The organism is Streptomyces sp. NBC_01498, from assembly GCF_036327775.1.
In the GTDB taxonomy this organism is placed as follows: Bacteria; Actinomycetota; Actinomycetes; order Streptomycetales; family Streptomycetaceae; genus Streptomyces.
On record NZ_CP109598.1, the window covers coordinates 4,515,774 to 4,542,410 of the forward strand.

At 69.2% G+C, this 26,637-nt stretch carries 25 protein-coding genes and 3 pseudogenes; 16 read left to right on the top strand and 12 right to left on the bottom strand.

What is annotated here, in order from left to right:
• Positions 1-827: 827 nt before the first annotated feature.
• A pseudogene (locus OG875_RS19360) lies at positions 828-1,433 on the bottom strand (site-specific integrase); the annotation flags it as partial.
• 841 nt (positions 1,434-2,274) lie between these two features.
• On the opposite strand from OG875_RS19360, the gene OG875_RS19365 reads away from it, so the two are divergent.
• A complete protein-coding gene (locus OG875_RS19365) occupies positions 2,275-2,616 on the top strand; it encodes a hypothetical protein (RefSeq protein ID WP_330175477.1) in 342 nt (113 codons plus the stop codon).
• A gap of 129 nt (positions 2,617-2,745) precedes the next feature.
• Here the strand turns inward: OG875_RS19365 and OG875_RS19370 are convergent.
• Positions 2,746-3,306, bottom strand: a pseudogene (locus tag OG875_RS19370) (site-specific integrase); the annotation flags it as partial.
• A 250-nt stretch (positions 3,307-3,556) separates the two neighbouring features.
• Between OG875_RS19370 and OG875_RS19375 the strand changes: the two are divergent.
• The 3 genes from OG875_RS19375 to OG875_RS19385 are packed head-to-tail and all read left to right on the top strand — an operon-like array spanning position 3,557 to position 6,956.
• The gene (locus OG875_RS19375; RefSeq protein WP_330175478.1) at positions 3,557-5,467 is read left to right on the top strand and encodes a hypothetical protein; all 1,911 of its coding nucleotides are present in this window, start codon (positions 3,557-3,559) and stop codon (positions 5,465-5,467) included.
• Positions 5,464-5,862, top strand: a complete 399-nt coding sequence (locus OG875_RS19380) for a hypothetical protein (RefSeq protein WP_330175479.1) — start codon at positions 5,464-5,466, stop codon at positions 5,860-5,862. Before OG875_RS19375 ends, OG875_RS19380 begins: the two co-directional genes overlap by 4 nt.
• A complete protein-coding gene (locus tag OG875_RS19385; protein ID WP_330175480.1) occupies positions 5,859-6,956 on the top strand; it encodes a glycoside hydrolase family 26 protein in 1,098 nt (365 codons plus the stop codon). Before OG875_RS19380 ends, OG875_RS19385 begins: the two co-directional genes overlap by 4 nt.
• A gap of 3 nt (positions 6,957-6,959) precedes the next feature.
• On the opposite strand, the gene OG875_RS19390 is transcribed toward OG875_RS19385, so the two are convergent.
• The 6 genes from OG875_RS19390 to OG875_RS19415 all read right to left on the bottom strand — a co-directional run bounded on the left by OG875_RS19390 (position 6,960) and on the right by OG875_RS19415 (position 13,317).
• The gene (locus tag OG875_RS19390; protein ID WP_330175481.1) at positions 6,960-8,015 is read right to left on the bottom strand and encodes a serine hydrolase domain-containing protein; all 1,056 of its coding nucleotides are present in this window, start codon (positions 8,013-8,015) and stop codon (positions 6,960-6,962) included.
• Positions 8,012-8,893: a DUF6895 family protein gene (locus OG875_RS19395; protein WP_330177816.1), complete on the bottom strand. Its 882-nt coding sequence runs from the start codon at positions 8,891-8,893 to the stop codon at positions 8,012-8,014. The genes OG875_RS19390 and OG875_RS19395 overlap by 4 nt, the downstream gene beginning before the upstream one ends.
• A gap of 119 nt (positions 8,894-9,012) precedes the next feature.
• Positions 9,013-10,002 (bottom strand): DUF6895 family protein, encoded by a 990-nt coding sequence (locus OG875_RS19400; RefSeq protein ID WP_330175482.1) that lies wholly within the window; start codon positions 10,000-10,002, stop codon positions 9,013-9,015.
• Entirely contained in the window at positions 9,999-10,691 is a 693-nt protein-coding gene (locus tag OG875_RS19405) for a hypothetical protein (RefSeq protein ID WP_330175483.1), read from the bottom strand. Before OG875_RS19405 ends, OG875_RS19400 begins: the two co-directional genes overlap by 4 nt.
• Positions 10,692-10,703: 12 nt before the next feature.
• On the bottom strand, positions 10,704-10,883 hold the full coding sequence (locus tag OG875_RS19410; RefSeq protein WP_330175484.1) for a hypothetical protein: 180 nt from the start codon (positions 10,881-10,883) through the stop codon (positions 10,704-10,706).
• A gap of 76 nt (positions 10,884-10,959) precedes the next feature.
• On the bottom strand, positions 10,960-13,317 hold the full coding sequence (locus OG875_RS19415; RefSeq protein WP_330175485.1) for a lipopolysaccharide biosynthesis protein: 2,358 nt from the start codon (positions 13,315-13,317) through the stop codon (positions 10,960-10,962).
• Between the two features lie 231 nt (positions 13,318-13,548).
• On the opposite strand from OG875_RS19415, the gene OG875_RS19420 reads away from it, so the two are divergent.
• From OG875_RS19420 to OG875_RS19450, 7 genes are all read left to right on the top strand, one after another.
• The gene (locus OG875_RS19420; protein ID WP_330175486.1) at positions 13,549-13,923 is read left to right on the top strand and encodes a hypothetical protein; all 375 of its coding nucleotides are present in this window, start codon (positions 13,549-13,551) and stop codon (positions 13,921-13,923) included.
• 427 nt (positions 13,924-14,350) lie between these two features.
• Positions 14,351-15,208, top strand: a complete 858-nt coding sequence (locus tag OG875_RS19425) for a lamin tail domain-containing protein (protein WP_330175487.1) — start codon at positions 14,351-14,353, stop codon at positions 15,206-15,208.
• 421 nt (positions 15,209-15,629) lie between these two features.
• Positions 15,630-16,373, top strand: a complete 744-nt coding sequence (locus tag OG875_RS19430) for an SDR family NAD(P)-dependent oxidoreductase (protein ID WP_330175488.1) — start codon at positions 15,630-15,632, stop codon at positions 16,371-16,373.
• Positions 16,374-16,484: 111 nt separating this feature from the next.
• Positions 16,485-17,069 carry a TetR/AcrR family transcriptional regulator gene (locus OG875_RS19435; protein ID WP_330175489.1) on the top strand — a complete coding sequence of 195 codons (585 nt, stop codon included), beginning with the start codon at positions 16,485-16,487 and terminating at the stop codon, positions 17,067-17,069.
• Positions 17,070-17,159: 90 nt separating this feature from the next.
• Positions 17,160-17,642: a hypothetical protein gene (locus OG875_RS19440; protein WP_330175490.1), complete on the top strand. Its 483-nt coding sequence runs from the start codon at positions 17,160-17,162 to the stop codon at positions 17,640-17,642.
• 288 nt (positions 17,643-17,930) lie between these two features.
• Complete coding sequence (locus OG875_RS19445) at positions 17,931-18,227, top strand: putative quinol monooxygenase (protein WP_330175491.1); 297 nt, start codon at positions 17,931-17,933, stop codon at positions 18,225-18,227.
• A gap of 489 nt (positions 18,228-18,716) precedes the next feature.
• Entirely contained in the window at positions 18,717-19,115 is a 399-nt protein-coding gene (locus OG875_RS19450) for a YciI family protein (RefSeq protein ID WP_330175492.1), read from the top strand.
• A gap of 286 nt (positions 19,116-19,401) precedes the next feature.
• Here OG875_RS19450 and OG875_RS19455 read toward each other — a convergent pair whose 3' ends face one another.
• Entirely contained in the window at positions 19,402-20,097 is a 696-nt protein-coding gene (locus OG875_RS19455; RefSeq protein WP_330175493.1) for a TetR/AcrR family transcriptional regulator, read from the bottom strand.
• Positions 20,098-20,185: 88 nt separating this feature from the next.
• On the opposite strand from OG875_RS19455, the gene OG875_RS19460 reads away from it, so the two are divergent.
• The 3 genes from OG875_RS19460 to OG875_RS19470 all read left to right on the top strand — a co-directional run bounded on the left by OG875_RS19460 (position 20,186) and on the right by OG875_RS19470 (position 22,696).
• On the top strand, positions 20,186-20,362 hold the full coding sequence (locus OG875_RS19460) for a hypothetical protein (protein WP_330175494.1): 177 nt from the start codon (positions 20,186-20,188) through the stop codon (positions 20,360-20,362).
• A gap of 362 nt (positions 20,363-20,724) precedes the next feature.
• Positions 20,725-21,912, top strand: a complete 1,188-nt coding sequence (locus tag OG875_RS19465) for a hypothetical protein (RefSeq protein ID WP_330175495.1) — start codon at positions 20,725-20,727, stop codon at positions 21,910-21,912.
• A 55-nt stretch (positions 21,913-21,967) separates the two neighbouring features.
• Positions 21,968-22,696: a hypothetical protein gene (locus tag OG875_RS19470; protein WP_330175496.1), complete on the top strand. Its 729-nt coding sequence runs from the start codon at positions 21,968-21,970 to the stop codon at positions 22,694-22,696.
• A 132-nt stretch (positions 22,697-22,828) separates the two neighbouring features.
• Here OG875_RS19470 and OG875_RS19475 read toward each other — a convergent pair.
• From OG875_RS19475 to OG875_RS19485, 3 genes and pseudogenes are all read right to left on the bottom strand, one after another.
• Positions 22,829-23,130: pseudogene (locus OG875_RS19475) on the bottom strand (transposase); the annotation flags it as partial.
• 78 nt (positions 23,131-23,208) lie between these two features.
• Positions 23,209-23,739, bottom strand: a complete 531-nt coding sequence (locus OG875_RS19480; protein ID WP_330175497.1) for a GNAT family N-acetyltransferase — start codon at positions 23,737-23,739, stop codon at positions 23,209-23,211.
• Between the two features lie 421 nt (positions 23,740-24,160).
• Entirely contained in the window at positions 24,161-25,120 is a 960-nt protein-coding gene (locus OG875_RS19485) for an RNA polymerase sigma factor SigF (RefSeq protein WP_330175498.1), read from the bottom strand.
• A 390-nt stretch (positions 25,121-25,510) separates the two neighbouring features.
• Here OG875_RS19485 and OG875_RS19490 point away from each other — a divergent pair, with 390 nt between their 5' ends.
• Positions 25,511-25,879 (top strand): STAS domain-containing protein, encoded by a 369-nt coding sequence (locus OG875_RS19490; RefSeq protein ID WP_330175499.1) that lies wholly within the window; start codon positions 25,511-25,513, stop codon positions 25,877-25,879.
• Positions 25,880-26,070: 191 nt separating this feature from the next.
• The gene (locus OG875_RS19495) at positions 26,071-26,562 is read left to right on the top strand and encodes an ATP-binding protein (RefSeq protein WP_330175500.1); all 492 of its coding nucleotides are present in this window, start codon (positions 26,071-26,073) and stop codon (positions 26,560-26,562) included.
• The last annotated feature ends 75 nt before the right edge of the window (positions 26,563-26,637 follow it).

Sequence of the window (26,637 nt, forward strand, 5' to 3'; positions counted from 1 at the left end):
CCAGTTCGGACGTAGTGGGTTTAAGGGGGCGGGTACAGTGTTCGACTCAGACGTATTGAGACTCTTCGATGAGTAACACTTAAGGGTGGTTGAGGCCGATATGGACCTTGAACTGAGACGGCATTCCTGGGGATCACTCCAAGGGGTCTCTGGTGATGCTCGTATACTCGGGGATGCCCTCTGGGAGCTGTCCCGCGCTGGCAGCCGGGAGGCTGCGGTGGGCGCTGCGCGCCGGGTAGAGCAGGTCTCATTTGGGCAAGGACTTCTATGTGAAGCCTCAACCGCCTTGGCGTCTAGTCTCGTTCATTGTCTATGGCGCTGCTCGGACTATTCTGAAGATCTAATTCTAGGGCTTCTCTCGGATATTTCAGCCGCCGTGGTGAGCGAGGAGGATCCGGGCGTATACGGCCCGGCGTCCGAAGCGGAGTGCATGAAGGAGATCAGCCTAGGGTATCCGGCCTACGTTGAGATTCTTGAAACGAGCGCAACGCTTGATTCTCGTACGGCTTGCATCGACCTAATTCTCATGTGTGGGCTATTTAGTAGCGAGCTTAGGTCTCGGTCCGTATATTTCCTGGAGAGAGCTAAAGGGCTAGCCGGGCTAGAGGGAAATCTAGGCCTAATTTCTGCCTCGATTGAAGAATTGCGAGACGCTGGCTAATTTTCTCGGAATTCTCGAGACATCTCCGTTGGTAGGGGTGGTCTCGACGTTCAGGGATGAGCAGACTGATCTCCGTCGGATTTGATGTCGCCGAGGATCTGCCGAAGGCCCGCCGGAATGCTTCCGGCAGGCCTTCGGGGCTTTGACGGCAACGGTGACGGCAACGTCAGTGGACGACGGCTGCGATGGGTGGGTCTTCAGGGTCGTCGTCGGCCTGGCCGAGCGCTTCGTTAAGGGTGTCGATGGCATCGCGCTGGAGGCGGATTCGGACGTGCGCGTAGACGGTCGCAGTGACGCCGATGTGGGCGTGGCTCAACAGTTCCTTGATAACGACGAGTTCCACTCCTTGCTCCAGGAGGAGAAGGCCGCCGAGTGACGGAGGTCGTGGAAGCGGATCGTCCGGAGCCCGGCCTTGTGGAGGAGGCGGCGGAAGCGGCGGGTGAGGTTGGTGGGGTCGAGCGGCCTGCCCTTCGGGGTGGTTAAGACGAGCCCGTTGTCCGTCCATCCCGTTCCGGCTGCCCCGCGTTCTTCGTGCTGTCGTTGCCAGCGGGTCTTGAGGGAGTGGAGGCATTCAGTGGGAAGGGCGATGCGGCGTTCGGATGCGCGGGTCTTGGTGGGCAGGTGCGTAAGGCCGCCGGTGGGGGTCCGCTGGAGCGAGCGCCGGATGCCGGCCGTTCCGGCGTCGAGGTCAAGGCCCTCCCAAGCGGAGGCCGAGGAGTTCACCCTTGCGGAGCCCGGTGCGCAGGGCGAGTTCGTACAGCGCGTGGAGCCGAGCCCGGACGCACCTGCACCACGAGGGCCAGGCCGACGGCGAGACAGCGGCAGGGAGTTGGCCGGTGCGCGGCTCGCGGGTGGGGCCGGTCGGCTCCGTGGGCTTTAACCCACCTGTTCAGGCCGGGGCCCGCGTCGGGCAAGGCCAGGGGGCCACTCGTTCAGAATTCCGGTCAGGCCCAAAGCCCGCCCGAGTTGCCGGACAGCCTACGGCCCCCTGACCATGCCCGACCCCAACCCGAACAGGACACCGGCCAAAGCCCACTCCCCCGCCCTCACGCACGTAGCCGTCTGACGGCAACAGGGTGCGCACAACACCGCACTTCCACGCACGCCCACGGACTGGCCGAATTCAGCTGACCTGCGAAACCGCAGATGAAAGCACCTCAGCACACACACGTACTATGTGCTGGCGGGGACGACGCCGGTCCTGGTTCACAACTGCAACCTGGGTGACTATGCCGACAGTCTGCGTGCTGGCTTCAATAAAACTGATGGCCCCTTCTTTGCGGCGAAATATACATCACCGTCAGGGCGAACCTATTTTGGTCACTCGGGTCATGACCTGACGCCAGCTCCCGGTGGAGAAGTGGATTCTCTCGTGCGGCAGTTCACGCCTGAGGGGGGTCGCTACCATGCGGGATGTGCTGAAACGATGTGCCTCATCCAGGCGGAGGCGGCCGAGGGTGCGGCCGGGATCCGAGGGGGATCGTTCGAAGTGGTAAAGGTGCGGGGATTGAATTCGCCGCCCGGTGGCGCGCACGGCACGCCTGCCAGTCCATGTGCGTTGGTCTGTCAGCCCAGGCTGCAGCATCAGGGAATCAGTTTCGAAGGTGGTTGATGTGGCCAGAGAGCACCTCCAGGTTAATCGATTCGGGTTTGCCGAATACGAAGACATGATTGAGCTCGCCCATGGAGTAGATGCTCCAAGGGTGGTAGGAGTGTTGAGTTCGATCGTGGAGCTGGTTCTCGCAGGGGAAGACGACATGCTCGATTCGCTATCGGATGGTGCGCAAGCAGATTTCGTAGTCCCCCTAGGAATGTGCGCGAGGATGCTTTCGAGTGGTGATTATTCGGCGCTGGAGCTGGTCTCTGCCGCCTGCACCGTGAGATATGCCGCCGAATCGCACATGTCTGAGTTCTCGGACAGCCTCGCGCAGATGTTGTCTCGGCTGCCACACTGAGTGACGCTAGCGATCGCAAATATCAGCCCCGTCGAGCTGCGCTCGGCGGGGCTGATTTGCCGTTTGACGGCAGTAGTTGACGGCGACGGCGGCGGACACCAGCTGTCCGCCGCCGTCGCCGTACGTATGTCAGGGGTGGTCGAGGGCGCGGCCGAGGAGGTCGATGGCATCGCGCTGGAGGCGGAGTCGGACGTGGGCGTAGACGGTGGCGGTGACGCCGATGTGGGCGTGGCCGAGGAGTTCCTTGATCACGACGAGGTCGACGCCCTGTTCCAAGAGCAGGGTGGCAGTCGAGTGGCGGAGGTCGTGGAATCGGTGGCGAAGGCCGGCCTTGCGGAGGAGCGTGGTGAAGGTCCGCGTGAGGTTGGTCGGGTCGATCGCTCTTCCCTGCGGCGTGGTGAACACGTACCCGTTGTGCTGCCACTCGATGCCTGCCGTGTGCCGTTCACGCCGCTGCTCCTCGTGGTGGTGCTTGAGCGACTGGAGATAGCGGGCGGGAAGGGCGATGCGGCGCTCGGAGGCCCGGGTCTTGGTGGGCAACGTGGTGAGTCCGCCCGTGTTGGTGCGCTGCAAGGTGCGGCGGATGGCAGCGGTGCCCCGGTCGAGGTTGAGGTCTTCCCAGCGGAGACCGAGGAGTTCGCCCTTGCGCAGCCCGGTGTGGTGAGCGAGTTCGAACAGGGCGAGCCTCCTGCTGACTTGGAGTGGTGCATGGCCTTCGGGGTTGGAAGGTGGGGCCGGCTGAAGTAGGTGTAGCCGCGCCGAGGGGAGACTCCAAGCCTCCCCGGCGGTGCGGGCACCCGCTGCGCTCTCTTCGCGACAGAGAGGCACAACAGCCGCCCAAAAGCGCAGAGACCTTCCTATACTTCGCTGAAGGGGACAGCGGCGTGACGGCCGCGACCGACGGGGTGGGGGGATGCGCACCGTGCGATCACGTGTGCCCGTGACGGATGTGGAGCCGCGGCCGGCCGAGGTCAGGGCCGATACGGAGACCGCCGACAGCCCGCCAGCACCGTCCCGGCGCACCCTGCCGCCCCCATTACGCCCGCAACTCCTTCTCTCCTGGCTGCCGTTGGCGGCGGCGGCCGTTCTCTGGGTCTACGCCCTGCCGCGTATCGGCTTCCGGTCCATGGGCGACTACGGGCTCCTCGACCGGTTCCCCGTCGCGTACTACGCCGCCCTCGCGCTGCTCACCTGCGGGTTTCTGGTCGCGCTGCGCCGTGCCGGGACCGCGCCCTGGTGGCCCGCCGCGTACTGCGTGGCGCTGCTTGTCGCGTTGAAGGCCCCGCCCGCCGTGCTGTACGGGGCCGTGCGGTACCCGTGGGCGTCGAAGCACGACGCCGTCGTCAACCAGATGCTGCTCGGCGGTGAACTGCGGCCGTACACCACGCAGTCGGGCAACATGTCCGCCTACGACCAGTGGCCCGGGTTCTTCACCCTTGTCGGCGGACTGGTGCGCGCCTTCGGTGTGGAGAGCGCGGCCGTGTTCCTCAACTGGGCGCCGATCGCACTCGGTCTGCTGATGATGCCGGTGCTGGTACTGCTCTACCGCACCTTCACCGAGGACTGGCGGCTGGTGTGGACCGCCGTCTGGATCTTTCAGCTCGCCAACTGGGTCGGGCAGGACTATCTGGCGCCGCAGGGCTTCGCGTTCCTGCTGCATCTGTCCGTACTCGCCGTCGTCATGCGGCACTTCGTGCGGCCCGGATCGGCCGGACGGTTGCGCGACCGGTCGTACCTCGACCCGGCGTCCGCCGCCGTGCCGCCGCCGACCGGGACCCGGCAGCGGGCCGTCGGTGTCGCCGTTCTCGCGCCGCTGATCCTGGCCATCAACGCGTCGCACCAGCTCACACCCGTGATGCTCTGCGTTTCGCTGTTCGCCCTGACCCTCACCCGCCGCTACCGCAACTACGGTCTGCTGGCGGTCGCCGGGCTGATCATGCTGGTGTGGGACCTGACGATGGGACGCCCGCTCTTCCTGGAGACCCTGGGCACCCTGCGCGACTCGCTCGGTCAGCTGACCCAGAACTCCCGGGCCGGATACGCCGGTGAACTCACCGGCCCCGGCCCCGAACTGGCCGGTCTCGCCAATGTGTTGATGGTCCTCGTCGTCGCCGCGCTCGCGGGCACCGCGCTGCTTCTGCGACGCAGACTGATCCATGCCGCGCTGCCGCTGCTGCTCGTCTCCCTCGCCCCGGTCCCGCTGTTCGTCGTCAACGACTACGGCGGCGAAATGCTGTTCCGCGTCTACCTGTTCGGGCTTCCCGGCGCCGCGTTCTTCGCCGCCGCGACCCTCGTGCCCGCCGCCGGAGGCGCCTGGCGGCCGGCCCGCAGACGGGCGCGGGCGTTCACGCTGCACGCCGTGCTGCCGGTGGCGCTGCTCGTCCTGCTGGCCGGCTTCCTGCCGTCGTACTACGGCAAGGAGAAGATGTACTACACCCCGCCCGCCGAGACGGCGCTGGTCACCCGTGCGATCGACCGGGCGCCGGACGGCGCGCTGCTCCTCGCCACCACCGGCTCGTTCCCGGGGGCGCTGCACCGCTACGACCGGGTCGAGCACTGGTTCTTCGCCGAGCAGGAACTCCCCGAGAACGAGAGGATGCTGGCGGATCCCGCGAGGTATCTGGCGGACGGCATCCCGCCCGGCACCGCCGCGTACGTGGTCCTCACCCGTACGCAGGACATCTACGCGGCGGGTGAGGGTCTCCTGCCCCCGGGCGGCTTCGACGTCCTGCGCCAACGCCTCACCGCCTCACCGCTGTTCGGGGTCGTGGAGCGACACCCGTACGGCATCGTCCTGGAGTACCGGCCGGACACCCGGACCACCGACGCACCCGGAGGCGCACGCCCATGACGGTCGATCAGTTACGGCTCCGAGTACCGCTGGCCCTGGCCGGCTGGGGCGCGCTCGCCGCGACCGCGCTGCCCGGTGGTTCCCCACTGCGCTGGGCCCCGGTGGTGCTGTTCGTCTGTTTCGGACCCGGCCTCGCGCTCCTCCATCCGCAGGGCGGCAAACTGCGCCCCGCCGCCCGTATCGAGGCCGTCGCCCTCGCCGCGCCGCTCAGCCTCTCGCTCGCGGTCACCGTCAGCACCGCGCTGTTTCTGCTCAACGGGTTCTCCGCGACGGCCTTCCTGGCGGTCCTCGCCGCCGTCACGACCGTCGCCGCCGCCCTGCCGGGACTGCCGCTGCCCGCCGCGACGCGCGGGGCGGCCCGCGCGAGGACCCCCGACACCGGGCGGGGCCGTTGACGGCGTCCGACGGCCGGGGCGGGAAGTGGGCGTACACCCCCGTCGTGCTGGCCGCCGTCGCGCTGCTCCTCGCCGGGATCGGCATCTGGGCCACCGAGGCGGACGGGCCGGGGGACGACTGCGCGGCGACCGCGCGGCTGGAGCCGCCGTGCGGGGCGTGGTGGGGCGCGTACGTCCCGTACGACGAGGACGGCCCGGCGGAGGGCTCGCTGACCAGGGCCGTGTACGCGTTCGAGAAGAAGATCGGCCGCAGGCTCGACCTCGTCTACAACTACCACGACATGTCGAACACGGAACTCGACGGCCAACTGCTCACCCCCGACGAGCGGGAGCTGGGTGAGGACCGGATGCTGATGCTGGCCTGGGAGTCCACGGTCTGGCGCGAGAAGCACCACGAGAACTGGACCGAGGACCAGCTGGGCTGGGCCGGCCTCGCCTCCGGCCGCTACGACGAGAAGATCGTCGACCCGCAGGCGCGCCGTATCAAGGAGTACGGCGAGAGGCACGGCAAGCGGATCTTCCTCTCCTTCGACCAGGAGGTCGACGCCCGGATCGAGGAGGGCGCGGGCACCCCGGCGCAGTACGTCGCCGCCTACCGCCATCTCCACGACCGCTTCCGGGAGTTGGGAGTGGACAACGTGGTGTGGGTGTGGACGGTCTCCGGCTTTCTCGGCAGCGCGGACGAGATGAAGGCGCTGTATCCGGGCGACGCGTACGTCGACTGGATCGGCATGGACCAGTACAACTACTTCCTCTGCCACGGCACCACCGACTGGAAGGACTTCGAGAGCAGCCAGCGCCCCACCTACGACTGGCTGCGGGCCCACGTCTCGGACGAGAAGCCGCTGATGCTCGCCGAGTTCGGCACGGTCCCGGATCCGGCGGACCCGGAACGGCAGCGCGACTGGTACGCCCGTATCCCCTACACGGTGCGCACGATGCCGGAGGTGAGGGCGCTGGTGCAGTGGAACCGGCCGGTGCCGGGGAAGTACTGCGACCTGACGGTCAACGAGGGCCCGGGGCTGGCCGGTTACCGCGAGGCGGGCCGGGACGGCTACTTCCGCCAGCCGCCGCCGGGACAGCCGCCGGGGTGAGCCTCACGCGCCGAACAGCACCCCGTGCGCCGTCGGCACGAACGCGTCCGCGCGCCGGAACCGCCGGGTCGCCACCGCCGCCACCGCCGTTCCCGTCCCCGGGCAGAACCCGAGGAACGCCTGCTGCCCGCTCGTCGCCCCGCAGTGGACGTACGCCGGACCCTCGGCGGTCTGGTGCTGGAACCAGGTCAGGGTGTGCGTGTGCGCCTTGCCGAGGCCGCGCCGCAGGACGGGGCGGCGCACCGCGCGCAGCGCGTCCGCGAGCGCCGGGGTGCGCTCCGGCCGCAGATGCGCCTCCAGGAAGGTCAGCAGATCGTGCGGGGTGGCCCGGACCCCGCCCGCCGTCACGAAGCCGCCCATGAGCAGCGGGGGGACCTCTCTCTCGCCGTCCGCCGCGTGCCCGACGGCGTCGGTGGCGGGGCCGGCGGGGCTCGTCGACGTGGCGGACAGGCCGAGCGGCGCCAGGACTTGTTCCTCCAGGAGCGCGTCCCAGCCCGTGCGGGTGGCGGCGGAGAGGGCGTGCCCGAGCACGGAGACACCGAAGTTGGAGTAGCGCCAGCGGGTGCCCGGCCGGTGGTGCGGGCGCGCGCGCAGGAACGCGTCGACCACGCGGTGCGCGGGATATCCGGCGAACGGGTTGGTCGACCAGCGCGACAGCGCCTGCGGGTAGAAGTCCCAGGGCAGCGGGGGCAGTCCGGACGTGTGGGTGATCAGATGGCGCAGGGTGATCGGCGCGACGGACGGTGGCGGTTCGGGCCCGAGGCAGGCGGCGGCGGAGTCGTCGTACGCGAGCCGGCCGGTCCCCGCGAGGTGGGCCAGCAGCAGACCGGCGTACGGCTTGGACGCGGAGCCGATCTCGTAGCGCAGCCCCTCCGCGCCGGGCGAGGCGCGCAGGGTGCGGTGCCCCTGCACGGACATGGCGAACACGACGTCCGGGGCGTCGACCGCGCGCACGGCCGCGTCGAGGCGGTCGTGCGGCGTACCGGCGAGGGCCGCGCGCGCGACCTGGGCGACGCCCCGGGTGCCGCCCGCCGCCGGTTCCTGTTCCGGTCCGGTCATGACGCCACGGGCTCCGCCAGGAGCGACAAGGAGCGTGAGGTGGCCAGGACGGAGGCGAGGGCGGCGGCCAGCGTCGGGTGGTAGACGAGGTCGAACACCTCGTCCCCGGTGCCCTCCGGCATCGCGCCCGCCGTCGGCACCGCGCCGTCGGGCTGCTGCGCGGCGGCGAGCCCGCGCCAGGCCCGCACGTCGAGGGTCGGTTCGGGCAGACAGGCGTCCACGACGAGCAGTTCGGCGAGCAGGTCCCAGCGCCCCAGGTCCAGCCAGTCGTCCAGCCAGACCGGCAGCCACAGGGCGAGATACCCGGCGATGTCCGCCGGCAGTCCGGCCGGACGCTGGCCCCAGTCGGTGAGATGGAAGACCGTGTGGGTGATGTCGTAGCCGATGTGCCCCTCCACCGTCCACGGTTCGGGGGTGCGGGCGAGCCAGGTGCGCGCGGTGGCCTCGGGGACCGGGGTGCTGGGCGCGAGCCCGAAGCGCCGCTCGTACGCGGAGATGCCCAGCCGCCGCATGGGCAGCACCTCCAGGGCGGCCCAGCTGCCGAGCCGGTGGTTGAGACGGACGGCCCGCTCGGTCTCCGGTTCCTGGTAGCCCAGTTCCTTGAAGGGCAGATAGACCTCGAAGGGGATGGGGGACAGCGGTTCCAGCCGCTGGCCGCGAGCCAGTGAACGCCCCCCGTCGAGGGCCTCGCGCCACAGGTGGTCCATCAGCCCGCGTGCGAGAGACGCCTGGCGCGAGCCCGCCACACCCTCCCGGAAGAGGATCTCGCAGATCATGGCGGCTTCGCCGATCGGCTTGAAGCGTTCCAGGAAGCCGATCTCCGGATCGACGTCGGGTTCGAGCCGGAAGCCCGCGCGGTGGGTGTGCAGCCACTCCATGGCCTGCGCGCCGACCTGGTGGATCAGCCGCGTGTGCGCGGGGTCCGTGGCGTCGGTGCCGGTCGTTCCGCCGGTGCCCGCGCCGTCCGCGCTGCCCGTTCCGTCGGTGTGGTCGGTGGTCATGCGGCGCCTCCGGGTACGGCGGCCAGACGGACATCGGACAGCGTGGCGCCGAACGCGCCCACCAGCGTGGAGTGGTAGCAGTTCGCGAAGTCCCTCGGGGGCTCGTCCGGACGCCCGGAACCGATCTCCGGGAAACCGCCCGCCGCGTCCTGGACCGCGGCGATCCGCGCCCAGGCGGCCTCAACGGTGTCCGCCAGCCCGCTATATGACGGCGCGTCAGGAACGCACGCGGCGACGGCGAGCAGTTCGCAGCTCAGGTCCCACTGCTCCGCCTCCAGACAGGTGTCCACCCACGCGGGCAGCCACGCCGCCAGATAACGGCCCAGTTCGGCGGGCATCCGCTGCGGGGCGTTGCCCCAGTCGGTGAGATGGAAGACGACGTGCGTCAGCCCGTAGCCGGCCGTCCGCTCGAAGGTCCACGGCTCCGGCAGACCGCCCAGCCAGGTCCGGGCGTACGCCTCCGACCACTGCCCGTACGGCGGAAGACCCACCCGCCGCTCGGAGTTGAGCACCCCGAGGCGACGGTTCGGCTCCTGCTCGATCCGCGCCCAGCCGCGCGTACCGCTCACCGTCGCCGCCACCTCCTCGAAGCCCGGGTGCCGCAGACCCGCCGACGCGAAGGGCGCGTAGATCTCCAGCGGGTACGTCGTGAAGGGCTCGCCCCGCTGGAGATCCAGGAAGAGTTGCCCCCGCCCGGTCTGCTCCCACGCGAAGTCCAGCAGCGCCGAGGCGCGCCGGAGCCGCTCCGATCCGGGGGCGCTGCGCTCCCGGATCGAGAAGGAGAGCTGGGCCAGTTCGCCGAGCGGCTTGAGGGTCCGGTTGACGTTCGCGTACGGGGCCAGCACGTCGTCCGGCAGCCGGAAGGAGACCCGGTGGACGTCCACCCACTCCAGGGTGGTCCGTGAGACCCGGGACGCCCAGGACTCGCCCGGCGTCCGCGCCGGGACCGACCACTCGCGCGGCTCGGCGGTCCGGGGCGTGCTCATGCCCCGACCTCGGCGCGGATGTGGCGTGCCGCGTGCAGATGCAGGCCGACCCGCGCGTCCGCCCCGGCCATCTGCCCGACGAACGCGAGCCCCGCCTCCAGCCCCAGCGTCTCGGGCACCCCCTCGACGACGGTCAGCCAGCGCCCCGCGCCGGCCGCCTGGAGCCAGTCCCGCCGGCGTACGGCGCGTACGAAGCCCCGCGCCACGTCCACCGGCCGGCGGGCGACGGCCCGTGCCACCGCCGAGTCGGCGCCGGGTACGGCCAGCGCCCCGAGCAGGGACAACTGGTGGGTCAGCCGGGGCCACTCCAGGCTGTCCAGCCATGTCGCGTCGGGCCCGGCGCCCGCTTTGGCGGCGGGCCCGTCGAGCCGGTGCAGGGTCTGGGTCATCGCCCAGTGGCTCCAGACCGTCGTCTCGGACGACGAGGCGCCGGGGGTGAAGGCGTGGACGGCGCGCTGGAAGACCGCGAGGTCGTCCGGGAGCGGCCGGCGGCGCGCGAGCACGCTGGGCAGCAGGAGGTCGGCGCCCAGCACGCGCACCGCCGCCAGGCCGAGCCGGTCGTCCGCGAGGGTGGCGACGGTGCCCCCCACCACAGAGGAATGGCCTCCGTCCCGAAGGACGGAGACCACCTCTGAAGCAAGGTCGTGCACCACACCCGCCAGGCGGGGAGGGGTACCTGACTGCTTCATTCGACTCTCCCGTCAGCCCTTCTTCGGGCGCGGGGTCGGCGGGGAGAGCAGAAGCCCTCCGGCGCCGCCGATGAGCGCGAGAGCCAGGCTCTCGCGGCTGTCGCGGTAGGTCCCTTCGGCCTCGCTCGGGCTCAGGACCGCTTCGATGTCGATGTCCTGTGTGACGTCACGGGCGGTGGTCTCGGTGGACATGCCTTGTCCTCTCAGGAGGAAGCTGGTTTCTCGTACATAAATAAGTTCAACGCACATATCGGACATGCGCAAACGCTCAGCTCCGCGTGCGGGACTTCCCGATGGTGATACGGGCGAGTACGGCGGTGGCGGCAAGGCCCAGCAGCCCCAGCGAGACCGGCACGGCGACGTCCGCGAAGGCGCGCTGCGCCGCCCAACCCGCCACCGCGAGCACCCAGACCACCGACGCCACGACCCGCCCGTCCAGGCGTGCGGCGCGGAGTACGACGGCGGCCGACCCCAGGCAGAGCACTTGCAGCAGGACCGGGAGCAGGAGGGGGAGCAGGACCGGCAGGAGGCCCGGCGGGTCAAGTGACCCGGAAATCGGCAGGGTGGTCGGGAGGCGGTCCAACACCTTTTCCGGCCAAGGCAGTTGGGCGAGCGCGTCGACGAGGGGCCGATGCCCGGGGCCGGCGAGCGCCGGGGGCCGTACACCGAGCAGCGCCGGGGCGCCGTGCAGCGCGCCGAACAACGCCAGTGTCCCGGCGGCGAGCAGCAGCGGACGCGACCGTACGAGCGCCACGGCCGCGCACTGGACCACGACCAGCAGCACTCCGCCCCCGAGGGACCACGGCGGCAGCGCCGCGAGCAGCCGGGCCCCCGGCACCGGCCCGGCGCCGAGCTCCGCCGCGTCCCGCAGGGGGACCCAGAACAGCCCGGCGGCCAGGAGGAGCAGCGGCCACAGCGCGAGGGCCGCGCCGGGCCCCTTTCCGCGCGGCCCGCTGGCCGGCGCGGGCTCCGGCGGCTCGACGTGCCCCTCCGACCCGAAACGCTCCTCCGCCGGGGCGGCGGCCTTCGGCGGTATGTGCACGGGCAGCCCGAAGGCCGGGGTCGCCGTGTCGTACCCGCTCGGCGCGTACGTCGTCCCCCGCGCCCACGCCGCCCGGTACGCGGCCTCCTCCGTCGCGTCCAGCGGCCCGCCGCCCCGCCGCCGGCCCCGCTCGGCGGCCTCGCGCGCCCACGTCGTCCCGTACTCCTCCGCGCGGCCCCGGCCCTGTTCGCGCCCCCGGCCCTGTGCGGGGCTCCCGTCCCGTCGGCCGTTTCCGTGCTCCCCGCGACCGCGCAGCGCCGACCGCAGCCCCGGCGCCGCGAACAGCGCCACCAGCGTCATGGACAGCAGCATCGCCAGCCCCGCCCCGGAGATCCCGGCGGGACCGAGCAGCAGCACCGCGCTGCCGAGGACGGACACGCACATCGCGCCCTGGAGCGCGGCGAGCATGCCCGTACGGCCCTGGACACGCAGCACGCCGATGTACAACTCCACCACCACACGCGGCAGCGCGGCGGCGGCCAGCAGGCGCAGCACCGTCGACCCGTGCTCGGCGTAGTCGGCCCCGAAGGGCGCCAGGATCCGCGGCGCGAAGACCACCAGGACCAGCACCACGGGCACCAGCAGGACGGTCATGCGGCGCAGCGCCCCCCGTACGCCCTCGGCCAGCCGCTCGGGGGAGTGCGAGGCGTGCGCGGTCAGGGAGGAGGCCATGTTGATGGCCATGAACTCCATCGTGCCGCCGACGGTGTAGGCGGTGTAGAAGTACGCGTTGTGCGCCGCGTCGAAGCGGACGGCCACCATCACCGGCAGCAGGTTGATCATCGCCAGGCTGAACAGCGCGCCGACCGAGTCACCGGCCAGGAACCGCCCGATCTCGGCCGTACGCGGCGGCTCCCGGTCCCGGTCGGCGGCGGCCTGACGGGGAATCAGCCGCCGGAACACCAGCCAGCCGAGCGGCAGTACGGACAGGGCGATGGCCGCCGCCCAGGAGACGAAGACACCGAGGACGGGCAGCGCCGTGGCGAACGCGACGAGAAGCAGCAGCTTGCCGAGGGAGAACGCGGCGTTGCCGACCGGCACCCAGAACGCCCGCCGTAGCCCGGTCAGTACCCCGTCCTGGAGGGTCAGCAGCGCCCAGCCGACGCAGGACGCGGTGAACAGCAGCCCGGCGGTGAGGCCGCCGAGCGGCGCGTAAGAGGCGCCCCACAGGTCGAGGGTCAGCAGGAAGACCACACAGGCGAGGCAGACGACGGCCGAACTGACCGCGTACACCCGCCACACGAGCGCCCCGGTCGCCCGCCCGGCCCGGGGCACGTAACGCACCACCGCGCCGATCATGGTGGTCGCGGTCAGGGATGCCAGCAGCCGCATGGCGGCGATGGCGGCGGAGCCCTGGCCGACGGCCTCGTCGGTGTAGTGGCGGGCGGCGACCAGCCAGAAGCCGAGACCGAGGGCGGCGGAGACACCGGTGGAGAGCATCAACGCGTACGCGTTGCGGAACATCGAGTCGCCGCGGTCGCGTAAGTCGCCGGGCCCGTCCTTCGCGTCCGAGGGCGCACGCGCGTCACCGGCCGCCGGACCCGGCGCGGCGTACGCCGCCGGGCGGCCCTCCCCACGCGCCATACGGTCCCCCCTGCGGTCCCCCCGGCTCCCGGATCAATGTGGGCGTTGGGGACGGCTGCCGTCAATACGGTCTCCCGGCAACGGAGTTGACGATTCCTCACGGATGGACTCCCTGAGGTGCCGGGACGGAACCCGGACATTCGCGAGATCGTTCCCGGACCGATTCGGCCATACGTTTGGCGCGGCCGGCGGGACACCGCCGCGACCGCCCCCCGGATGATGGAGACCACGATGCGTCCGAGCCTCGCCGCCCGTTCCGCCCGCCTCGTTCTGGCCGTCGTGGCAGCCGCCGCGCTCACCGCGACCGTGACCGCGTGCGGCCCCGCCGGGACGTCCACGAGCGTCGAGAACTCCACCGACGGCGGCGGGACCGGCACGTCCTCCGACAAGAACGCGGACCCGGACAAGGCCAAGGACGGCTACTACGGGTCCGAGGACGACGTGGCCGACACGGACAAGGCGAAGGACGATTACTACGGGTCCGAGGACGACGTGGTCGACACGGACAAGGCGAAGGACGATTACTACGGGTCCGAGGACGACGTGGTCGACACGGACAAGGCGAAGGACGACTACTACGGGTCGACCGACGACCAGAAGAACTGAGTCCGCGTCCGTGGTCCCAATCGATCCCGGTCCCAACTGATCCCGGTTGCACCGTTCCCGGTCCCGCTGTTCCCGGTCCCAGCGTTCCCGGTTCCCGATGTCCGCGCGTGTCCCGGCGGCACGACAGAGAAGTTCACTCGCACGGATGAATTCGCGGTGCGCGGAACGGTCTTGACGGCCCGTCAGCTTGGCTCCGAACATCCCGTGACAGCCCGACCGGGCCAAGGTGGGACAGGTCCGGGGCGGGAGCGTCGGCGGTCAAGGGCTCCCGACCGGCCACGGAAGCGCTATTCGGCCAAGGCGCCCCGCCGTTCCCACACAGCGTCGCCACCCTCCTACGGTTCGTAGTCGCGCCACCTCAAGGGGGCGTGGACCGCAGCCGGGGCCGTCCCGCCCCTGTCTGCCCGACCGGAAGTGAGACCGACGCATGTCCACCGTCACCACGAGCGGCACGTGGCCGTCGATGACCGCCAACCCGCCGAACCTCGAAGGGCTCAGCACCAGCAACGTCCGCTGGGGTATCCCCGCGGGCAGCGGCAAGAGCGGTTACGTGTTCACCGGCAGCACCACGGATGTCGTCACCGACGGAACCGAGTTCGTGATCGGGACGTTCACCCACCAGAACTTCCCGATCCAGTCCAACGGTGTCAACCGGTTCGAGGTCGACCTGTCGGTCGGCGTCGCCTTCGAGGCCGGTCTCTCGAAGAACTTCAGCTTCCGCTTCCGCCACAACGAGACCCCCAACGACGGGCCCAACCCCGAGGACATCGTCGATCTGCCGACCACCGTCTCCCCCGAGACCGTGACCATCGACGGCACCGAATACGCGGTCGTCATCACCGGTTTCAAGCAGGGCGGCAACATCGTCACCCAGTTCATCAGCGCGGAGAACGGCGCCAACAGCGGGGACATCGTCGCCGTGCTCGCCCGCACCGGCGCGCCCGACATCGCCATCACCACGGTCCGGTACAAGGGCGACGTCAAGTACACCCAGGCCGACGAATACGTGGAGATCATCAACCGGGGCACCGCACCCGGTGACATCTCCGGCTTCGTCCTCGGCGCCGACGACCGCGGCCAGGACTTCACCTTCCCGCCCGGCACCGTCCTCCAGCCCGGCCGGCGCATCCGCGTCTACACCAACGAGGTCCACCCCGAGTGGGGCGGCTTCAACTACGGCAGCGGCCGGCCCATCTGGAACGACAAGGGCGACAGCGCGGCGCTGGTCGACCCGGCCGGAAACCGCGTCTCCACCTACGGCTACGGCACCGCCGCGAGACCGTGACCGAGTGACCGTGCCCCCGCCGGCGTTCAACCGCCGGCGGGGGCCGGCCGATCGCGGCGGTTTCCACCGAGCGAGTGGCGAGAGGCGGCCACGCCGGCGCGGAGATGGACGTCCGTACCGATTGGGGCGCGTCACGGCCTCTTGGTCGCCGACATCCTCGGTGTTTGCCTGACGCGACCTCGGACCGGGCGGGTGCCTACCGCAAGTGCGGGTCCAACATCCACCCGCCCGGGGTGCTGAGGATCACTGAGGCGCGAGCGTTGGACCGGTCCGGGTGGGCTTGAAGAACGTGTCCCGGGCGCTGTCCACCCTTCCCCTCCCGGACGGCGTGACTCCGGTCGTTGACGGAACAGACCTGTCGGTCTATCTTCGGTCTCAGAAGACCGACCGGTCTGACTATCGAGGTTTGGAGAGTATCGCCATGAGCGATTTCACCGGCAAGACCGCCCTCATCACCGGATCGACCCAGGGCGTCGGTCGAGACGCCGCCGGCACCCTGGCCGCTTCCGGCGCCCGGGTCCTGATCACCGGCCGTAACGTGGAGCGCGGCGAGAAGGCCGTCGCTGAGATCAGGGCCGTCGGGGGTGAGGCCGACTTCCTCGTCGCTGACCTGCACGATGCCGCCAGCGCCAAGGCACTCGCCGCCGAGGCGGTGGCCCTGGCGGGTGAGATCGACATCCTCGTCAACAACGCGGGCGTCTACATTCTCGGACCGACCGCCAGTGTCACGGAGGCCGACTTCGATGCCATATACGACCTGAACGTCAAGGTTCCTTTTTTCCTGGTCGCGGAGCTGGCTCCGTTGATGGCTGAGCGCGGGCACGGTGCCATCATCAACATCACCACGGCCTTCGCCGAGAAAGGCGCGGTGGGGCCGGCCGCCTACGGCTCCTCCAAGGCGGCGGTGGGTCTGCTCACCAAGTCGTGGGCGGCCGAATACGGCGTCAGCGGTGTCCGGGTCAACACCGTCAGCCTCGGCGCGATCCTTACCGAAGGTAGTACCAAGGCATTTGGCGAGGCCGTCCACGACTTTCCCAAGGGGTCCCCGGCCGACCGTGTCGGCACGACTGCGGAAGTGGCCGCTGCCATCGCCTTCCTCGCCTCCGACGACGCCTCCTACATCTACGGCGCGACCCTCGCAGTTGACGGCGGAATGGTCCTTTGACTAGCCTCCCCGGGGGATAGTCAGACCGGTCTGCCTGCTTCGTTAGGCTGGCCGAGCCGCATGTGCGCTGAATGAGGCCCGGGGCCGCTGTCATCGAAAGGATGCTGACGGATGAGCGAAGTTAACTCGGTGCCGAGGCCGTCGGCCCGTGAACGATTGCTCGCGGCAGCGAATCGGCTGTTCTACGAAGAGGGCATCCAAACGGTCGGAATCGACCGGGTGATAGAACAGGCCGGGGTGGCCAAGGCCAGCCTGTACAAGACGTTCGGGAGCAAGGACGAACTGATCCGGGCATACCTGGACCTCCAGCACACCTCCACCGTCGAACGGATCATGGGTGGGGTGGAGGCGCAAGCGACTGCTCGCGACCGTATCCTGAACGTTTTCACCACTCTGGGAACGGTTTTCAGCAGTCCGGACTTTCACGGCTGCGCCTTCATCAAGGCCACCGCAGAGGCACTTCCCGGAAGTGCGGCCCAGCAGGAAAACGCCAGGTACCGAGCATGGGTCCGGGGATTGTTCACCGATCTCGCCCGCGACGCCGGGGTCGCGAATCCAGCGTCCCTGGCCCGACAGCTGCACATGCTCTTCGACGGATCGGGGCTCGGCGCCGATGTAGAGCGAGACCCGTCGCTGGCCGATGAGGCAAGGGCCGCGGCCGAGGTTCTGGTGGACACGGCCATCGCTCAGTCGTAGGGCACGAGTGCACGGCCACGGGACACCCGGGGTTCTGGCCGTCTTCGCTCTTCGGCTCCACCCAGTCGGTTTCCCGGGACACGCGCTCTGATGCTGCCCGCCGGGCAGACCGACCACGCCGCGGCTTTCACCGACGTGATGTCCTGTCTGCGCGTTTCCCCGCCTGTGGGGCCGGCCCTGCCCGGCGGGACGCTGTCCTGGCCGGGCAAGACGTACTCCTCCCGCGCCATTCGCGAGCACCTGTGCAGGCGCGGCATCCGAGCGGTCGTCCCCGCCTCGGACGACCAACGTGACCACCGAATCCGCCGCGGCGGACGGCCCGTTTTCGACCGTCAGGCGTACAAGGAGCGCAGCACCGTCGAGCGGTGCATCAACCGCTTGAAAGCCATTGCGCGGCCCGTGCACTCGATACGGCAAGACCGCAACCATCTGCCTCGCCTGACTCCACATTGCCGGCATCTATATCTGGTCGGCACGATGATCCAAAAGAAATTCCTAAAGACCGTTGCCGTACTGGCTGTGATCCGGTCGGGCGGCCGCCAGGACAGTCGTGCTGCTCTGTCGGGGCAATGAGGCAGAATGCGTCGGCGATCGAGGGCGTCAAAGCTGTCGAGTTCGGCGAGGACGGGTTACGCTGCAGCCAGAATGCCGTCGGCCCGGGCGAAACGTCGCTGGTTTCTCGGAGGTACCGGGCCGGGCAACGGACATCGACAGCGAGTAGATCACGTAAAAGATGAGCCCCCCGCTGTAGTGCGGCAACGAATGCTCCCTGCGTGGCCTACCGCCGATGCGTGGCCAATGCTGAGTCCACGGCTGGCTGGACAACCATTGCAGTAGCTCACCAGAACAGGAAAACGACAAATGACAATCCGACTCGGAGTTCTCGCTCTCCTTGAAGCAAAGCCCGGCAAGGGTGACGAGCTGGCCGCATTTTTGCAAGAAGGTCGTGAACTGGCGCTGGCCGAGCAGGGCACCGTCACGTGGTACGCGTTCAAGATCAACGAAAGTCACTACGGCATGTTCGACACCTTCGAGACCAACGACGCCCGCGACGCCCACCTCGCGGGACAGATGCCACGAGCCATTACCCAGGTCGCCACCGACCTGCTCGCCTCCACGCCAGACATCCGCACAGTCGACGTCGTCGCCTCCAAGTAGTCGACGGCTGGTCGGATCACCGTCGGGGCGCGGGCTTGAGATGAAGCCGGCCACGTCGGTGAAGAGAATCAACGAGCGCAGGCGCTCGTGATCACCAGCACGAAGTGCGCCAGAACAGCAGAGACGACGCTCAGTTTTCCCAACAACAGACCGTCGAACTATTCGCGATGTCGGCAGGCCGTGACCCGCTCGCGAGCCACCACTCGTGCCCGGGTCACGTCGGCCAGGAATTCCAGCGCCAGTCGGCGTATTCGGCGACAGGCCACTGGCCGTCGGGTCGAGGGAGACGGCCGCACCCGGCGTCCCCCAGGCTCCGACGTCGACGGTCCGCGGGGAACTCGGCAAAAATCGGCACGGCGGCGAAGTCAACGGTGAAAAGGTATCGCTCACCACCATTTTCGGCGTTGCGTACGGCGCCTGCCCGCTGCGCTATATTCCGCGAGGCGGTGTGCGAAGACTCATCTAATCTAATATCAGCCGGAGGATCGTATGACCGAACACCGCATGCCGTGGGGTGACCTCGTTTCCTGGTCTCAGGAGCACGGCCTGCTGGCACTCCGGCTCTATGTTGTGATTTCCGAACCGACCAATGGCCTCGGCCCGGTACTCAAGAATCTGGATCCCCACGTGGCCTACCAGACCCGCATGGAAAATGAAGGGATCATGTTCGCCGCGGGGCCGTTGGCTGACGACGCTGAGGAGCAGTGGAACGGCGATGGCCTCTTCGTCTACCGCGCGTCCTCCCGTGAAGAGGCAGTTGGGATCGCCGAGAGCGACCCGATGCACCAGAGCGGAGCGCGTCGATACATCGTTCACCCCTGGCTGTTGAACGAGGGCACTTACAACATTCGGCTTTTCTACTCGGGTGGCCGACCCCAGATCAGCTGACTCTCACGGCAGATGCATGAATGCATGACACGTTCCGAGAGTCGCCGCCGATCCCGAAGCTGCATTCCGATCCACAGCGCAGCCGGGTGTGGACGGTGGAGCGTCGACGTGTGGCTGAGGCTAGTTGGTGCGCGTCGTGCGACCCGACCAAGTTCTCCCGCTTCGGCCGCCTCTCGGTGGTGTTCCGCCACATGCCGCGATGGCGGCTGAATAGTCGACGGCGCACCATGCGGGCCGAGGCCGAAGTTGGCGACTTCATTGCGGATCAGTAGCACCCGGCCGAGCTTCACGGCGCTGACGTCTGCTCGGTCGCGTAGGTCCGGATGTGGGCCAGGACGGTGTCGAGACCGGTGCGCAGGGGGGTGGTGTTGCGGCGGGTCTGGGTGAGGAGAAGGCCGCCCTGGAGTGCGACGAGCAGGGCGAGGGCGAGGGTGTCGGTGTCGGTGTCGGGGCGTAGATCGCCTCGGGCGCGCATGCGGGCCAGGCCGTCGCGGATCGGAGCCTCCCAGCGTTCGAAGCTGTCGACGAGGTCCGCTCGTGCGTGGGGGGTGTTGTCGGCCACCTCGGCCGCGATCGATCCGATGGGGCAGCCGCCGACGCAGTGGCGCTGTTCTTGCAGGTCGATGAGTAGATCACGCCAGCGATAAAGGGTGTCAAAGCTGTCGAGTTCGTCGAGACAGGGTCGCTGGGCGGCCAGGATGCCGTCGGTCTGGTGGGCGATCACGGCCCGGATCAGGTCGTCCTTGTCGGTGAAGTAGTGATACATCTGCGACGCGCCGACCCCCGCTTGCCGCTGAACGTCCTCGATAGCGGTACGGGCCACTCCGTGGGCGAACACCAGCTCAGCGGCGGCGGAGACGATGCGAGCCCGGGTTGCCAGACCCTTCGCCGTGAATTTCCGGGCCGGCGCCGGCCCGGCCTCGACGACCGCGCCCATCGGCCCTGTGCCGTCCGTCTGGCCTTCGACTGCCGACTGCTCCATATACGCAGCGTACCCGCTTATGGAGTGGACGCTCCAGATACATCGGTTAACGGTTTGGAGTATTCGCTCCACTCGGCGAGAGGTTCTCGTGACCACCGATCTGGCCGGTTCCACCGCCCTGATCGGCGGCGCTATCAGCGGCACCGGCAGAGCCGCCGCCCGTCTGGCCGCCCTCGGGGCGCTCGTCTTCGTGTCTGTCCGGGCCAAGTCCGCTGCGCAGCCGCCATGGGCCGGTTGGAAGTCTTCTCCTTCTGTCCTGACGTGAGTGGGGGCGCCTGCGCCGGGGGTGAGTCGACCACGGCCCTCGGCCGGTCCGGCCTCGCCGCAGCGTTGATCGCAGCGGGCACGTTTCGTGGAGGTGCGGCCCCATGGGCGCCTCCGTACCCCGGTGCGCGATCCGCGCCAGACGCTTGGCCCCGTCATCATCCATCTCGCGGGCCCTGACACGCCCGGCCGAGCAACTCGACCGGGCGAATGTGACCGTAATGTGTGGCTTGGCATGAAAGGTCCATCGCAGGGCGTCCGGGATTTTTGTAGTTGACACTCCAATTTTGGGCCATAGAATGGAGTGAACCCTGCAAAATATGCCGGGTGTGGTTCGCCGCTGAGAGCGGCGAGGAGGCCATTGTGAACACGATCGACCAAGTCACCCCGCAATCAGCGGGAGCTTTGACCTTCGGCCCCGACGGGGTCCTCTTCGTGGGCGACAGCAAGCTCGGGGCCGTCTTCGCCTTCGAGACGGACCGGGGCAGGGCTCCGGCCTCGCTCGATCCCTTCCTCTTCGAGTCGATCGACGAGAAGATCGCCGAAGCGCTGGGCGTAACGGCGAAGAACCTAATGATGAACGGGATGGCCGTCCATCCGGTGACGCGCGAGCCGTACCTGTCAGTCGGGGTGCGCAACGGCGATCGCCTGGAGCCCGCGGTCGTGAGCGTCTCGCTGGCCGGCGAGGTCCGCCCGTTCGACCTCTCCTCGTCGAACGTGACGGTGCACCAGCTGTCCGACGTTCCCGACGAGGGCAAGACGTTCAAGTCCCGGGCCGGTACTTTCCCCATGCCGCCGGCGGCCTACTTCGACGAGAAGGCGCGAACGCCGCTGCGGTCCATGACGATCGTGGACCTGAAGTTCCACGCCGGAGAGGTGTTCGCCGCCGGCGTCTCGAACCAGGAGTTCTCCTCCACGCTGCGGCGGATCCCCTACCCGTTCACCGGGGATGCCAGCGAGACGCAACTGGAGATCTACCACCTCGCCCACGGTCAGTACGAAACGCGTGCGCCGATCCGGGCCATGCAGTTCGCCGCCATTGACGGCGAGGACACCCTCATCGCCGCCTATGCGTGCAGCCCGCTCGTCACCATTCCGGTCTCGGAGCTGACGCACGGCGCGAAGGTGAGGGGCAAGACGATCGGCGACATGGGCAACGGCCAGCCCATCAGCATGGTCGCCTACCGCGAGGGGGACGAAGAGAAGCTGTTCATCACCAATGTCAGTCGCGGCCCCGTCGTGGTCCCGCTTTCCGGGATCCGCACAGCCGAAGGTTTCACCCCCGGGAACCGGCCGACCGAGGGCCCGATGTTCGACCAATCCCCCTTCATGCCGGCCGGGCCGGTCGGCAGGCAGGTGATGTTCGTCGGATCGTCGCTGCGGGCCGACCTGTTCAGCGACCGCTTCTTCGTCTCGCTGACCCGCTACGCGGACACCGGCGATCTGACGCTGGAAACCCTGATGGTCGCCCCGCTCCCCGCGCGGCTGGACAAGATCTGGGTGGAGATGGATTTCCCGAGCGCCGAGAGCCCGCACAAGGCGACGGCGTGAAAGGCGGGCTTCAACGTTGAGTGCGCCTGAGATGCCGATGCCGACTTCCCCGGAGGTGCCCATCCGCATCTCTCCGCAAGCAGAGGTCCTGCCCGCCAACACCCTGCGTTTCTACCTCCATTTTCCCAGGCCGGCAGAGGCGCACTTCGATCGTGACCACCTCTGGCTGCTGAACGAGGACGAACAGGTGGTGTCAGACCCCTTCCTCGTCCTGCCGTACGAGCTCTGGTCCGTCGACGGGCGCCGCCTGACAGTCCTGATGGAGCCAGGAAGGATCAAACGCGGTCTCGGAGCAGACCCGTCCCACGAACCGGCGCTTGTCGTCGGGCGGATGTACAGCCTCATCGTCACGGCACTCGGGCACACAGCGCGCCATACCTTCCGCGTAGGCGATCCAGTGCTGGAGCCGGTCGACGAGACCCACTGGCGTCTCGTCTCCCCGACAGCGGAGAGTCTCGATCCCCTCCTCGTGCACTTCGACAGGGTGATGGACGCCACTCTCTGCCAGGACGAGATCGGAGTCCTGACCCCTTCGGGAGAGGTCGTTGGGACGCGTGTGTCACTCGCACCGGAGGGAACCACGGCGCGGCTCATCCCGAGTCACCCGTGGCGCGCCGGGGAGCACCGCCTCGTCGTCTCCGAACGTCTCGAAGACGTCTGTGGCAACAGGCTGGGCGAGGCCCTGGACCACGACCTGGGAACGGAAGGAGCACCACGGGCCGGGATGATCAACTTCACCACGCGCGGCGGCGTCGCCCCCTCGTCCGCTCAGGCGGTGCGCTGATGCGGACAGGACGCGGAGCATGGCAGCACCTGGTGCCGCATCAGGTCACGTTCGCCCGTTTGAGCTGATCGGAGTCCGTATCGCCCGCAAAGGCATCGGCTCCAGTGAACGGCTCGGCCGGCGCGGATGGGGGGAGATACCCCGACTGCGCAGCCATCGGCGCAGGTGGTTGGAGTCGTAGCCCTTGTCGGCATGCGGTTTGCCGGGCCGCCGACGGCGGGGTCCACGACGGGAGCGGATGGGCGGAATGCCGCGCACGAGCGGCCCCAGGCCCTGGCTGTCGTGCATGTTGGCGCCGGAGATGCCCAGCGACAGCGGAAGTCCGTTCCGGTCGTTGATCAGGTGGATTTTCGATCCCGACTTGCCACGGTCGGTCGGATTCGGTCCCGTCAACGACCCCCTTTTGCCGCCCGCACCGACGCGCTGCCGCACGCGCGGGAGTCGCCGTACGCGGTCCCCGTGGAAGCCGCCGAGTATCAGGAACTCGAAGCGTGGTGGTGGCAGCTGCAACGCTACGGCTTCCAGTCCCGCGCGAGCAGCCCGAGCAGTACCTCGTCCAGGAACTCGCCCATCACCCAGGCCGAGGAGCGCAGCACGCCCTCGCGGACGAAGCCGTTGCGTTCGGCGGAGCGCATCATCGGGGTGTTGTCCGAGAGCGTGTCGATCTGGAGCCGGTGCAGCCCTCGTACGACGAACCCGTAGTGGCACAGCACCGCGACGACGTCGGTGCCGTAGCCCTTGCCGCGCGAGGCCGGCAGCAGTCCCAGTCCGAGGTGCGCCGACCGGTTGTGGGTGTCGATGCCCCACAGGGTCGCCGCGCCGATCAGCGTGCCGCCGGCCGACTCCACCACGGAGAAGGGGATGCTCCCTTCCTCCGTGTCGTCCACCACGAACTGCGCGTGCTTGGAACCGGGTGTGATCGGCCGCCACGGCCCGGCGGCGGCCCGCGAGGCGTTGGCCACGTCGCCGTGGAGCTCGGCCTCAAGGACCGGAATGTCGTCGTCGTGCCGGGCCCTGAGCCCGACCTTGCCGCCGCGTAGCATGCACGCTTCCTATCGGACCGATTCGCCGACGGCAAACCCATTTGCGGTCGCACGGGCCGACCGGACGGCGGTCACGCGTTCCGAGGCGTTCCGGTGCCGGGGTGCCGGGTTCGGTGGCCGGGCAAGGGGCCCGCCTGAGGCCCGGGTTCGCCGTTCGGTGAGCGCGAGGCCCACTCGCACCGGGCGGCCCCGACGCACCTCGCCGACCCGCTCGATCCGTCGCCCGCCCGCCCGCCAGCCCGGCCGCCGCGCGCGTGGCCGGCCGGCGGACCCGGGCGCGGGCGGAAGCCGGCGTACGTGTTCCTCGTCGGGGACGGCGCCGTCGTCCGCATACTCTTCGCGTCGCCGGTCCACGGCCGCCGTGCGGCCCGGCAGTCGTCGGGAGCAGCCGGGCCGCACAAGCGAAGCCGTCGGGGCGCTGTCACTCCTCGACCGTGAGGCCCTTCCGCAGCCGGACCAGGGTGCGGGACAGCAGGCGGGACACGTGCATCTGGGAGATGCCCAGTTCCTCGCCGATCTCCGACTGCGTCATGTTCGCGAAGAAGCGCAGCGACAGGATGGTGCGGTCGCGTGCCGGGAGTTCGGCGATCAGGGGCTTCAGGGACTCGACGTACTCGATGCCTTCGAGCCCGTGGTCCTCGTAGCCGATGCGGTCGGACAGCAACCCCTCCGGGCCGTCGTCGTCCGACTGCGCGTCCAGCGAACTCGCGGTGTACGCGTTGCTCGCCGCCATCCCCTCCACGACCTCGTCGTGGGTGATGCCGAGCCTGTCGGCCAGTTCGGCGACCGTCGGGGCGCGGTCCAGCGACTGGGACAACTCGTCGCCCGCCCTGGCCAGTTCGAGGCGGAGTTCCTGGAGCCGTCGCGGTACCCGCACCGACCACGACGTGTCGCGGAAGAAGCGCTTGATCTCGCCGATGATCGTCGGCATCGCGAAGGTGGGGAACTCGACGCCCCTGCTGAGCTCGAACCGGTCGATCGCCTTGATCAGGCCGATCGTGCCGACCTGGACGATGTCCTCCATGGGCTCGCTGCGCGAACGGAACCGGGAGGCGGCGAACTTGACCAGGGCGAGGTTCAGCTCGACCAGGGTGTTCCGTACATACGCGTGTGCGTGGCCGCCCTCTTCCAGGTCTTCGAGGCGTCCGAACAGCGTTCTGGACAGGGCGCGGGCGTCCACCGCGCCCATCTCGTCGAAGGGCGGGAACTCCCGCAGGTCGTCGAGCGCCGGGAGTGCGGGTGCGGGTGCGGGTGCGGGTGCGGGTGCGGGTCCGGGTCCGGGTCCGGGTCGGGGGGCGGGTGTGGCACCGGCCTCGGCGGTGGGGGACGGGATTGCCGACGGCGCGTCATGGGTACGCGAGTCGTCGAGCCGGGGTGACATGGGTCTCCTCCATACGTTCTCGGCATATGGCTGCCGATGCCGATACGCGCTGCTGCGGTGTGCGGCGCCTCCATGGCCGGTCGTGTCGGGGTCGTACTCGTGGGGGTCGTACTTCTGGGTCGTACTCGGGCGGTTCGGTGGTTCCCCACTAGCCCTATCGGGTCCGTACGGACGCATGCAAGTGTCATTTCGCACATATGTCCCCATTGCGTCGGGGATTGGCTACCGGAGAAGGTGTGAAAGGCGTAATGTTTCGGCGAACGTCAGCGGCACGTGACACACCGGGGGACGCCATCGCCGGGACGGTCACGACGTCGCGGGCGACCACATCCGACACTTCCGAGACATCCGACGACGGCGCACGACATGGCAGAAGAGGGACGGACGGGCATGGACCGCCAGACGGTCGGCAGCACGAACCGGGGCCGGCTTCAGGTCGAGGTTCGCACCGAGGGCCGGAGCGAGGTCGTGACAGCGGCGGGTGAGCTTGATCACCACACCGCCGAACTGTTGCGCGTACCCCTGGAAGAAGCGATCGACCGGGGGCGTACCCGCCTCGTGGTCGACTGCGCGCAGCTCGAATTCTGTGACTCGACCGGGCTGAACGTCCTGCTCGGGGCCCGTCTGAAGGCCGAGGCGGCCGACGGGGCCGTGCATCTGGCCGGGATGCAGCCGGTGGTCGCGCGCGTCTTCGAGATCACCGGGGCCGACGCCGTCTTCACCGTGCACGAGTCGCTGGAAGCAGCTCTTGCCGAGTGACCCCGGGGGCGCCCGAGCGCCCCGGGGGAACCACATGTTGCAAGTGTCACGTCATCCACGTAGGTCTTGTGGGTGTTGTCACGATTACGCCGGGCAGAAGAGTCCCTGGGCCGGTCGGGACAGACAGAGCACTCTCGGTACGGATGTAACCACTCATACGCGATCTGGTGAATCGGTGAGGTGAAGCGCTGATGAGCACCACCCGGCAGTTTCCGCCGGGCGACTTCGGCTCCGAGCCGGACGGCGCGAGTACCCCCTCCGCCGGGTCCGAAAGCCGGGTACGCACCCTGGCGTTGGGCAGCGCCAGTGGCATCGTCCCGATGGCTCGCGACTTCACCCGCCAGGCGCTCTACGACTGGGGCTGGCTGCCGGCCGAGACCGCCGACCGCCGCGCCGCCGCCGAGGACGTCCTGCTCGTCGTCTCCGAGCTGGTCACCAACGCCTGTCTGCACGCCGAGGGCCCCGAGGCGCTGCGGGTCTCCTCCGACACCAAGGTCCTGCGCCTCGAAGTCACCGACCGGGGCGGCGGCCAGCCCGCGCCCCGTACCCCGCACCGCTCCGGGCGGCCCGGCGGGCACGGGATGTTCATCGTGCAGCGGCTCTGTCTGGACTGGGGGGTGTCCCGTACGCCGGGAGCTCCCGGCAAGACGGTCTGGGCGGTCCTGGCGGCTCCCGAGCAGTAGCCGGGTGCCGCAGGGCGCGGCACCGGGCCCGCCGCGGCCCGGCCGTACGCGTACGTCGTCGCGCCCGTCCCCGCA